Below are 9,805 nucleotides of genomic sequence, written 5' to 3' on the forward strand. Positions count from 1 at the left end.
AACTAGCGCGAACCAGCGTCCGTCGCCGAGATTCCGCGATCGAAGAGCGCTTCGGTGATTCGAGCCGTGACAGCGTCCACTTCACCAAGAGCGTCGATCGTTACGAGTACATCGCGAGCCGCATAGGTCTTGATCAGCGGAGCGGTTTGCTCGCTGTAGACCTCGAGGCGATGACGAACGACCTCTTCCGTGTCGTCACTGCGACCCTGTTCAAGTGCGCGCTTCCGCAAACGACCGACGACAACTTCAGCGTCGGCTTCCAGTTCGACGACTACATCCAGAGCTGAACCCTGGCTCGCGAGAAACTCGTCGAGTTCGCGCACCTGGTCGGTCGTGCGGGGATAGCCGTCGAGAAGAAAGCCGTTCTTAGCGTCGTCTTCTTCGAGGCGGTCGCGGATGAGCGCGTTCGTGAGGGAGTCGGGAACGTTGTCGCCCGCATCCATAAATGCTTTCGCTTTGGTGCCCAGTTCGGTGCCATTCTTCACATTGCTGCGGAAAATATCACCGGTAGAGATAGCTGGAACGCCATAGATCTCGGCGAGTCGAGCGGCCTGGGTGCCTTTTCCAGCACCAGGAGGACCAATCAAGAGAAGTCGTGTCAACGCAACAAACCTTCGTAGTGGCGTTGCTGCAGCTGCGAATCGATTTGCTTGACGGTCTCAAGACCGACACCAACGATAATCAGGATGCTAGCTCCACCGAATGGGAAATTTTGGTTGGCCCCGATGACCACAAAAGCGATCAGCGGGATCATTGCCACAAGGCCAAGATACAACGAGCCGGGCAAGGTAACACGAGTCAATACGTAGTCAAGGTACTCGGCGGTCGGTCGACCAGCGCGGATACCCGGAATGAAGCCACCGTACTTCTTCATGTTGTCGGCTACTTCTTCAGGGTTGAACGTGATCGCCACGTAGAAGTAAGTGAAGCCGACGATGAGCAGGAAGTAACCGATCATGTAGATCGGGCTATCGCCAGAGACCAGGTTGTTCTGGACCCAGACGACCCATGCTGCGGAAGTCTCGCCAGCTTGTGGCTGGTTGAACTGCGCGATCAAAGCGGGGAGGTACAACAGCGACGAAGCGAAGATCACGGGGATCACGCCGGCCATGTTGACCTTGATAGGGATGTAGGTGTTGTTGCCGCCATAGGTTCGGCGACCAACCATGCGCTTGGCGTACTGAACGGGAATGCGTCGTTGGGATTGCTCCACGAACACGACGGCTCCCATGATGAGAACACCCATGATGAGCACGAGAACGAAGGTCTCCACACCGTTGCTGAGGTAGATGCCCCAGAGTGCGCTGGGGAACGTCGCGGCGATCGAGGTGAAGATCAGCAACGACATTCCGTTACCGATGCCGCGCTCAGTGACGAGCTCACCCATCCACATGATGAGGCCGGTACCGGCGGTCATCGTAATGACCATCAGCAGGATTGCGTACCAGGCATCGTTGGTGATGAGTTGGCTACATTCAGCAACTCCAGCCGACTGGAACAGTGCACCGCTTCGGGCAACCGTAATCAGAGTCGTGGACTGGAGGATCGCGAGAGCGATGGTGAGGTAACGCGTGTACTGAGTCAGCGTTGCCTGGCCGGACTGGCCCTCTTTGTGAAGTGTTTCGAAGTGCGGAATGACCACGCGAAGTAGTTGCACGATGATCGATGCCGTGATGTACGGCATGATTCCGAGCGCAAATACGGAAAGTTGAAGGAGCGCCCCACCACTGAAGAGGTTGATGAGGTCATACAGCCCGCCACTCGAAGCATTAGCTGCAAGACAGGCCTGAACGTTGCCGAAGTCAACGAACGGCGCGGGGATGAAGGAGCCAAGTCTAAACAGCGCAATGATGCCTAGCGTGAACCCGATCTTCCTGCGAAGGTCAGGCGTGCGGACAATCCGCGCGACAGCTTTAAACACAAGGCCTCCGATTTATCTATGTACTACGGGCGAGTGGGGAACCCCTTGCGGGATTCCCCACTCAACCTGCCTGCGTATGTCACCGGTGTGACGTACGCGACACTAACGTTTGTCGTAGTGACAGTTACTGAACCGAACCGCCGGCTGCAACGATCTTCTGCTCGGCAGAGCCGGAGACCTTGTCAACTACAACGTTCAGCTTAACCGTAATATCACCCTGACCAAGAACCTTGACCTTTTCGTTCTTACGAACGGCGCCCTTCGACACGAGATCTGCGACGGTTACGTCGCCACCCTTGGGGTACAGTTCCGCGAGCTTCTCAAGGTTTACAACCTGGTACTCAACACGGAACGGGTTCTTGAATCCGCGCAACTTAGGTGCACGCATTACGAAGTTGATGTTTCCACCTTCGAAGCCGAGACGCATGTTGTAACGCGCCTTGGTTCCCTTGGTTCCACGACCCGCAGTCTTACCCTTGGATCCCTCACCACGACCAACACGCATACGGTCCTTCTTGGCACCGGCAGCGGGACGGAGGTGGTGCATCTTCAGAACCTGCGGGCGGCTTGCAACATCGTCGCTCGAGGACTTCTTTGCAGCAGATGCCTTAGCAGCAGTCGACTTCGCAGGAGCCTTCGTGGTGGATGCCTTCGCAGCGGGAGCCTTGTCAGCAGCGGCCTTTGCAGGCGCAGCCTTCTTGGCAGCAGGTGCCTTAGCGGCAGCAGCCTTGGGGGCTGCAGCCTTCTTTGGAGTTTCTTTCTCGTCAGCCATTAGTCAATCTCCTCGACCTTGACAAGGTGAGCGACCGTGTTGACGTACCCACGGTTCTGCGAGTTGTCCTCGCGCACAACCACGGAGCCGATGCGCTTGAGCCCGAGGCTGCGCAGCGTGTCGCGTTGGTTCTGCTTCTCACTAATTTTGGACTTGATCTGGGTTACCTTCAGGCGACCAGCCATCAGACACCTGCCTTAGCTTCAGCCTCAGCGCGCAGCAAGCGAGCCGGGATTACGTGTTCTGCATCGAGACCACGACGAGCAGCAACCGCGCGCGGCTCTTCGAGCTGCTTGAGTGCTTCAACCGTCGCGTGAACGATGTTGATCGTGTTCGAGGAACCGAGCGACTTGCTCAGTACATCGTGGATACCGGCGCACTCGAGTACGGCGCGAACGGGGCCACCAGCGATAACACCGGTACCAGCGGACGCGGGACGCAGCAGGACTACACCTGCAGCTGCCTCGCCCTGGACCGAGTGAGGGATCGTAGCGGCGACGCGAGGAACGCGGAAGAAGTTCTTCTTCGCCTCTTCGACACCCTTGGAGATCGCGAGAGGAACTTCGCGAGCCTTGCCGTATCCAACGCCGACCATGCCGTTACCGTCACCGACGACAACGAGAGCGGTGAAGCTAAAGCGACGACCACCCTTGACTACCTTCGATACACGGTTGATGGTGACGACGCGCTCCAGGAACTGGTTCTTGTCGTTGTCGCGGCTGTTGTTTCCGCCACGTCCACCACGGTCGGGTCCACGCTCACGGCCGCCACGACGAGCCTCGCGGGGCTCGCTCGTAACGTCGGTTGCTGGGGCGTCTACGACGACCTCAGGGACGGAGATGGCGCTAGTCGCCTCAGCGGCCACGGCCTGCTCCTTGTTTGTTGTCTTGTTGTCCACGTTGTCGCTCACAGGTTCAATCCGCCCTCTCGCGCTCCGTCGGCGATAGCTGCGACGCGACCTGCGTAACGACTTCCACCACGATCAAATACGACGGCCTCAATACCGGCCTGCTTCGCGCGTTCGGCAACCATTTCGCCGATCTTGCGTGCCTTGGCGGTCTTGTCACCGTCGAACGTACGCATGTCCGACTCCATGGTCGATGCTGAAGCGACGGTTACGCCCTTCGAGTCATCGACAACCTGGACGAATACGTGACGCGCTGAGCGCGTGACCACGAGACGGGGGCGCACCTCGGTGCCCACAACCTTCTTGCGGAGACGTGCGTGACGACGGCCCTTAGCGGCCGACTTGCTCTTACCTCTGGTTCCGAGAGCCATGTCTACTTACCACTCTTTCCGGCCTTGCGACGAACAACTTCGCCGGCGTAGCGCACACCCTTGCCCTTGTAGGGCTCTGGCTTGCGCAATTTACGAATGTTGGCTGCTACTTCGCCAACCGCCTGCTTGTCGATGCCGCTGACAACTAGTTTGTTATTTCCCTCGACCGCGAAGCTAATGCCTGCGGGCGGGTCAACGGTGATCGAGTGCGAGTACCCGAGAGCAAACTCAACTGAGCTGCCCTTTGCGGTGACACGGTAACCGGTACCAACGACCTCAAGGCCCTTGGTGTAACCGTCGGTAACACCGACGATTTGGTTAGCGATGAGCGTACGAGTCAAGCCGTGAAGCGAACGTGATTCGCGCTCGTCGTCGGGACGGGTTACGAGAACCTGACCCTCTTCGAGTGCTACAGCGATAGGAGCCTTGACGGTGAGCGCGAGCTCACCCTTCGGGCCCTTTACGGTGACGTCTTGGCCGTTGATGGTGATGGTGACACCAGCGGGGACATCAATTGGAAGTCTTCCGATACGTGACATTTTTGGTTACCACACGTAGGCGAGGACTTCCCCACCTACGCCCTTCTGAGTCGCCTCTTTGTCGGTCAACAGACCAGAGGAGGTGGACAAAATCGCCACACCGAGTCCGCCAAGAACCTTGGGGATTTCGGTCGAGCGGGCGTATACACGAAGACCAGGCTTCGAAACACGCTTGATTCCCTTGATGGAACGCTCGCGGGCGGGTCCGTACTTAAGTTCGATCGTGAGGGTCTGGCCCACACGAGCGTCTTCGTTGCTCCAGCCGAGGATGTATCCCTCAGCCTTGAGCATTTCTGCCAGGCGCGACTTCAGCTTGCTCGAAGGCATTGAAACGCTGTCGTGGTGCGCCGAGTTGGCGTTGCGCAGTCTGGTCAGCATGTCAGCGACCGGATCTGTCATTGTCATTATGTGTTTCCTGTCTCAACTGGTTTCGGCATCCGTTACACGAAGGCCGACCTGGTCGATCGGTGTTACTTGGTTAGTGAGATGCGTTCTCAGCGGAACGGAAGGGGAAGCCCAGTGCCTTCAGCAGTGCGCGACCTTCTTCGTTGTTCTTACCGGTTGTAACAATGGTGATGTCAAAACCACGAACGCGGTCAATCTTGTCCTGATCGATCTCGTGGAACATGGACTGTTCCGTGAGGCCGAAGGTGTAGTTACCGTTGCCGTCGAACTGCTTGTCCGAGAGGCCGCGGAAGTCGCGGATACGAGGAAGCGCCAACGTGATCAAGCGGTCAAGGAACTCCCAAGCGCGGTCACCACGGAGGGTGACGTGTGCGCCGATGGGCTGTCCTTCACGGAGCTTGAACTGAGCGATCGACTTGCGAGCGCTCGTTACGTAGGGCTTCTGACCGGTGATCGCGGTGAGGTCCTTGACGGCCCCATCGATGATCTTTCCGTCGCGAGCAGCTTCACCAACACCAGTGTTCACGACGACCTTTACGATGCCGGGAATCTGGTTGACGTTGGAGAGACCGAGGTCCTTCTTGAGCTGTTCCGCGAGTTCAGTGCGGTACTTCTGCTTGAGGCGCGGCTGGATTTTGCCAGCAGCAGGTGCAGTCGTCGTCATTAGTCTGCGTCCTTCTCGGTTGCCTTCTCGGCATCCTTCTTCGAAGCCTTCGGCTCAGCCTTAGCGGCCGCCGACTTCTTGGTCTCTACGCGGCGCGACTTCTTGAAGAAGCGCTCGCGCGTGGTCTTGCCACGGTCATCGGTGGTGACGGTGAAGCCAACACGAGCCGGGAGCTTGGTCTCGGGGTCAACGAGAGCGAGGTTGGACACGTGAATCGGTGCCTCCATCGTCTCAATGCCACCGGTCTTGGTTCCACGCTGAGTCTGGCCAACCTTGACGTGCTTGGTGACGAAGTTGACACCCTCCACGACAACGCGGTCTTTTCCAGCGATAACACTGATGACGCGACCCTGCTTGCCGCGGCTTCCGCCACGCTCCTGGGTCGGGCCGCTGATGACCTGTACGAGGTCACCCTTGCGAATCTTTGCCATAACTACAGCACCTCCGGTGCGAGCGAGATGATCTTCATGAACTTCTTGTCACGAAGCTCGCGGCCGACCGGCCCGAAGATGCGGGTACCACGGGGGTCTCCGCCATCGGACTTGAGGATTACAGCCGCGTTCTCATCGAACTTGATGTATGAGCCGTCTGGACGACGAGTCTGCTTGATTACGCGAACGATGACGGCCTTGACGACCTCACCCTTCTTGACGTTTCCGCCAGGAATCGCGTCTTTGACGGTTGCCACAATGACATCGCCGAGACCTGCGTAACGACGGCCTGAGCCACCGAGAACGCGAATCGTGAGGAGCTCCTTGGCGCCGGTGTTATCGGCAACCTTTACTCGGGATTCCTGCTGAAGCATTACTTAGCCTTTTCGAGGATCTCGACCAGACGCCAGCGCTTCGTGGCGCTGAGCGGACGGGTCTCGCTGATTAGAACGGAGTCACCGACGCCGGCCGTGTTGGCCTCGTCGTGAACCTTCACCTTGGAGTTACGGCGAACAACCTTGCCGTACAACGGGTGCTTCACGCGGTCTTCAACGATGACAACGATGGTCTTATCCATCTTGTCGCTCGTTACCAGACCACGGCGGGTCTTGCGGTACCCACGAGCGACCTCGGCGGTCTCCGCGGTCTTCTTGTCTTCAACCTTGGCCATGACTACGCCTCCTTCGTCTCGTCAGTGGCGTCTGCTGCGGGCTCTGCCGCTGCGTCTGCCTTCTTGGTGCTGCGCTTCTTGGTTTCCTTTGCAGGAGCCTCGACAGCAGCAGGGGTCGCACGGATGCCCAGCTCGCGCTCACGGATAACCGTGTAGATGCGAGCGATGTCGCGCTTGACAGCGCGAATACGTCCGTGGCTTTCCAGTTGACCGGTTGCGGCCTGGAAACGAAGGTTGAAGAGTTCTTCCTTCGCCTTCTTCAGCTCGTCAACGAGTCGTTCGTCTTCAAAAGTGTCTAGCTCGACAGGGGCTAGCTCCTTGGATCCGATCGCCATTATGCGTCGCCCTCCTCGCGCTTGATGATGCGTGCCTTGAGGGGCAGCTTGTGAATAGCACGAGTGAGTGCTTCGCGCGCAGTCGTCTCGTCCACACCGCTGAGCTCGAAGAGCACGCGACCTGGCTTGACGTTGGCGACCCACCACTCGGGCGAACCCTTACCGGAACCCATGCGGGTTTCGGCGGGCTTTTTGGTGAGCGGACGGTCGGGGTAGATGTTGATCCACACCTTTCCGCCACGCTTGATGTGACGCGTCATGGCGATACGAGCTGCCTCAATCTGGCGGTTCGTAACGTATGCGGGCGTCAGAGCCTGAATACCGTACTCGCCAAACGACACCGTGGTTCCACCGGTAGCGTGGCCGCTACGGGAGGGGTGGTGCTGCTTGCGGTACTTGACCTTACGGGGAATCAACATTGTTATGCCTCAACTCCTGCTGCAGCCTTAGCTTCTGCCTTGGGGGCTTCAGCCTTGGGTGCGTCAGATTTCGGTGCGGACGACGGTCCACCGCCGGTGCGGCGGCCACGGTCTCCACCATCGCGACGCTCAGGGCGCGACGACTTCTGGTTAGCCTGCTCGCGAGCGAGCTCCTTGTTGGTGATGTCGCCCTTGTAGACCCACACCTTGACACCGATACGACCGAACGTGGTCTTGGCCTCGTAGAAGCCGTAGTCGATGTTTGCGCGCAGCGTGTGCAGCGGAACGCGACCCTCACGGTAGTACTCCGAGCGGCTCATTTCTGCGCCACCCAAACGACCCGAAACCTGGATGCGAACACCCTTGGCGCCGGCGCGCTGAGCACCCTGAAGGCCCTTACGCATTGCACGACGGAAAGCGACACGAGCAGCGAGCTGCTCTGCGATTCCCTGAGCAACGAGCTGAGCTTCAGCCTCAGGATTCTTGACCTCGAGGATGTTGAGCTGAATCTGCTTGCCGGAGAGCTTTTCGAGCTCTCCACGGATGCGCTCTGCTTCGGCGCCACGGCGACCAATCACGATACCCGGACGGGCAGTGTGAATGTCTACGCGAACGCGGTCACGGGTGCGCTCGATCTCAATGCGAGCAACGCCTGCACGGTCGAGGTTCGACTTGAGCAGGTTGCGGATTTTTACATCCTCTGCAACGTAGTCGCTGTAACGCTGACCCGGCTTGGTGCTGTCAGAGAACCAACGCGACACGTGGTCGGTGGTGATTCCCAGACGGAAACCGTAGGGGTTTACCTTCTGTCCCATTACTTCTTCCCTGCCTTGTCGGCCTCGGCTTCAACGACGTGGTCTGGCGTGGCCAGCACGACCGTGATGTGGCTTGTGCGCTTCAGGATCTGGAACGCGCGGCCCTGGGCACGCGGCTGGAAACGCTTGAGCGTTGCACCGTCGTCGACATAAGCCTTCGAGATGATCAGATCCTGTTCGTCCAGGAACGTGTTCGAAGCGTCTGCCTTGACTCGCGCATTGGCGATTGCAGATGCAACCAACTTGTAGACCGGCTCGCTCGCGCCCTGAGGTGCGAACTTCAAAATTGCCAGTGCTTCCTGTGCTTGCTTGCCGCGGATCATGTTGATGACGCGACGAGCCTTCATGGGGGTCACGCGGATGTGACGCACGCGTGCGATCGACTCCACCATTTCTCTACCTCCTACACCACCGCGTTAGCGGCGGCGACCCTTCTTGTCATCCTTCACGTGTCCACGGAAGGTACGGGTGGGCGAGAACTCGCCGAGCTTGTGCCCAACCATGGTTTCGGTGATGAACACCGGAATGTGCTTGCGACCATCGTGCACCGCGATCGTGTGACCCAGCATTGCTGGAACGATCATTGAGCGGCGCGACCAGGTCTTGATTACGTTCTTGCTCTTGGCCTCATTCGCCTTGACAACCTTTTGTAGGAGGTGGTCGTCGACGAAGGGGCCCTTCTTCAGACTGCGTGGCATCTTCTGACTCTCCTACTACTTGCGCTTCTTGCCGACATTGCGGCGGCGAACGATGAGCTGGTCACTGGGCAGTTTGCGCTTACGAGTGCGGCCTTCTGCCTGGCCCCAAGGGGAAACGGGGTGACGTCCACCGGACGTCTTACCTTCTCCACCACCGTGAGGGTGGTCGACAGGGTTCATGGCAACACCACGGACGGTCGGGCGAACGCCCTTCCAGCGCATACGGCCGGCCTTACCCCAGTTGATGTTCGACTGCTCGGCGTTGCCGACCTCGCCGATCGTTGCACGGCAACGAACGTCAACGTTGCGGATTTCTCCGGAGGGCAAACGCAGCTGGGCGTAGGGGCCTTCCTTTGCAACGAGTCGAACGGAAGCTCCAGCGGAACGGGCCATCTTGGCGCCGCCACCGGGGCGAAGCTCAATCATGTGGATAACCGTACCGACGGGGATGTTCTTCATCGGGAGGTTGTTACCGGGCTTGATGTCAGCGCCGGCACCCGACTCAACAATGTCGCCCTGCTTGAGCTTGTTGGGAGCAACGATGTAGCGCTTGGTTCCATCAACGAAGTGAAGGAGAGCGATACGTGCGGTGCGGTTGGGGTCGTACTCGATCTCGGCAACGCGGGCGTTTACGCCGTCTTTGTCGCTGCGCTTGAAGTCGATTACGCGGTACTGGCGCTTGTGGCCACCACCAACGTGACGGCTCGTGATGCGACCTGCGTTGTTGCGGCCACCGGTCTTGGGCAGAGGGCGCAGAAGCGACTTCTCTGGCGTCGAGCGGGTGATCTCAGCAAAGTCTGCAACCGAGGAACCACGGCGACCAGGCGTCGTGGGCTTGTACTTGCGAATAGCCATTAG

Annotated in this window: 17 protein-coding genes and 1 pseudogene; all 18 read right to left on the reverse strand. The window is 58.8% G+C overall.

The window, feature by feature from the left end:
- Positions 1 to 2: 2 nt before the first annotated feature.
- On the reverse strand, positions 3 to 602 hold the full coding sequence (locus ACWTV3_RS05650; RefSeq protein WP_498477222.1) for an adenylate kinase: 600 nt from the start codon (positions 600 to 602) through the stop codon (positions 3 to 5).
- Complete coding sequence (gene secY / locus ACWTV3_RS05655; protein ID WP_100388206.1) at positions 599 to 1,921, reverse strand: preprotein translocase subunit SecY; 1,323 nt, start codon at positions 1,919 to 1,921, stop codon at positions 599 to 601. The genes ACWTV3_RS05650 and secY overlap by 4 nt, the downstream gene beginning before the upstream one ends.
- Positions 1,922 to 2,045: 124 nt before the next feature.
- Positions 2,046 to 2,693, reverse strand: coding sequence for a 50S ribosomal protein L15 (gene rplO, locus ACWTV3_RS05660; protein WP_100388205.1), 648 nt, complete (start codon positions 2,691 to 2,693; stop codon positions 2,046 to 2,048).
- Positions 2,693 to 2,878: a 50S ribosomal protein L30 gene (gene rpmD / locus ACWTV3_RS05665; RefSeq protein ID WP_009773114.1), complete on the reverse strand. Its 186-nt coding sequence runs from the start codon at positions 2,876 to 2,878 to the stop codon at positions 2,693 to 2,695. Before rpmD ends, rplO begins: the two co-directional genes overlap by 1 nt.
- Entirely contained in the window at positions 2,878 to 3,603 is a 726-nt protein-coding gene (gene rpsE / locus ACWTV3_RS05670) for a 30S ribosomal protein S5 (protein ID WP_498477223.1), read from the reverse strand. The genes rpmD and rpsE overlap by 1 nt, the downstream gene beginning before the upstream one ends.
- Complete coding sequence (gene rplR / locus ACWTV3_RS05675; RefSeq protein WP_486174326.1) at positions 3,600 to 3,971, reverse strand: 50S ribosomal protein L18; 372 nt, start codon at positions 3,969 to 3,971, stop codon at positions 3,600 to 3,602. Before rplR ends, rpsE begins: the two co-directional genes overlap by 4 nt.
- A 2-nt stretch (positions 3,972 to 3,973) precedes the next feature.
- A complete protein-coding gene (rplF, locus tag ACWTV3_RS05680) occupies positions 3,974 to 4,510 on the reverse strand; it encodes a 50S ribosomal protein L6 (RefSeq protein ID WP_100388202.1) in 537 nt (178 codons plus the stop codon).
- A 6-nt stretch (positions 4,511 to 4,516) separates the two neighbouring features.
- Positions 4,517 to 4,915, reverse strand: a complete 399-nt coding sequence (gene rpsH, locus ACWTV3_RS05685) for a 30S ribosomal protein S8 (RefSeq protein ID WP_100388201.1) — start codon at positions 4,913 to 4,915, stop codon at positions 4,517 to 4,519.
- A gap of 73 nt (positions 4,916 to 4,988) precedes the next feature.
- On the reverse strand, positions 4,989 to 5,579 hold the full coding sequence (gene rplE / locus ACWTV3_RS05690; RefSeq protein ID WP_498477224.1) for a 50S ribosomal protein L5: 591 nt from the start codon (positions 5,577 to 5,579) through the stop codon (positions 4,989 to 4,991).
- Between the two features lie 95 nt (positions 5,580 to 5,674).
- Positions 5,675 to 6,010, reverse strand: a pseudogene (gene rplX / locus ACWTV3_RS05695) (50S ribosomal protein L24); the annotation flags it as partial.
- Between the two features lie 2 nt (positions 6,011 to 6,012).
- The gene (gene rplN, locus ACWTV3_RS05700; protein ID WP_100388198.1) at positions 6,013 to 6,384 is read right to left on the reverse strand and encodes a 50S ribosomal protein L14; all 372 of its coding nucleotides are present in this window, start codon (positions 6,382 to 6,384) and stop codon (positions 6,013 to 6,015) included.
- Positions 6,384 to 6,680: a 30S ribosomal protein S17 gene (gene rpsQ / locus ACWTV3_RS05705; RefSeq protein WP_100388197.1), complete on the reverse strand. Its 297-nt coding sequence runs from the start codon at positions 6,678 to 6,680 to the stop codon at positions 6,384 to 6,386. The genes rplN and rpsQ overlap by 1 nt, the downstream gene beginning before the upstream one ends.
- A gap of 2 nt (positions 6,681 to 6,682) precedes the next feature.
- Positions 6,683 to 7,015, reverse strand: a complete 333-nt coding sequence (gene rpmC / locus ACWTV3_RS05710) for a 50S ribosomal protein L29 (RefSeq protein WP_100388196.1) — start codon at positions 7,013 to 7,015, stop codon at positions 6,683 to 6,685.
- On the reverse strand, positions 7,015 to 7,434 hold the full coding sequence (rplP, locus tag ACWTV3_RS05715; RefSeq protein WP_009773124.1) for a 50S ribosomal protein L16: 420 nt from the start codon (positions 7,432 to 7,434) through the stop codon (positions 7,015 to 7,017). Before rplP ends, rpmC begins: the two co-directional genes overlap by 1 nt.
- Before the next feature lie 2 nt (positions 7,435 to 7,436).
- A complete protein-coding gene (gene rpsC / locus ACWTV3_RS05720; RefSeq protein WP_100388195.1) occupies positions 7,437 to 8,249 on the reverse strand; it encodes a 30S ribosomal protein S3 in 813 nt (270 codons plus the stop codon).
- Entirely contained in the window at positions 8,249 to 8,641 is a 393-nt protein-coding gene (gene rplV / locus ACWTV3_RS05725) for a 50S ribosomal protein L22 (RefSeq protein ID WP_100388194.1), read from the reverse strand. The genes rpsC and rplV overlap by 1 nt, the downstream gene beginning before the upstream one ends.
- Positions 8,642 to 8,665: 24 nt before the next feature.
- The gene (gene rpsS / locus ACWTV3_RS05730; RefSeq protein ID WP_009773127.1) at positions 8,666 to 8,947 is read right to left on the reverse strand and encodes a 30S ribosomal protein S19; all 282 of its coding nucleotides are present in this window, start codon (positions 8,945 to 8,947) and stop codon (positions 8,666 to 8,668) included.
- A 15-nt stretch (positions 8,948 to 8,962) separates the two neighbouring features.
- The gene (gene rplB / locus ACWTV3_RS05735; RefSeq protein ID WP_100388193.1) at positions 8,963 to 9,802 is read right to left on the reverse strand and encodes a 50S ribosomal protein L2; all 840 of its coding nucleotides are present in this window, start codon (positions 9,800 to 9,802) and stop codon (positions 8,963 to 8,965) included.
- Positions 9,803 to 9,805: the final 3 nt, after the last annotated feature.

Source organism: Salinibacterium sp. AL4.1 (assembly GCF_059767305.1).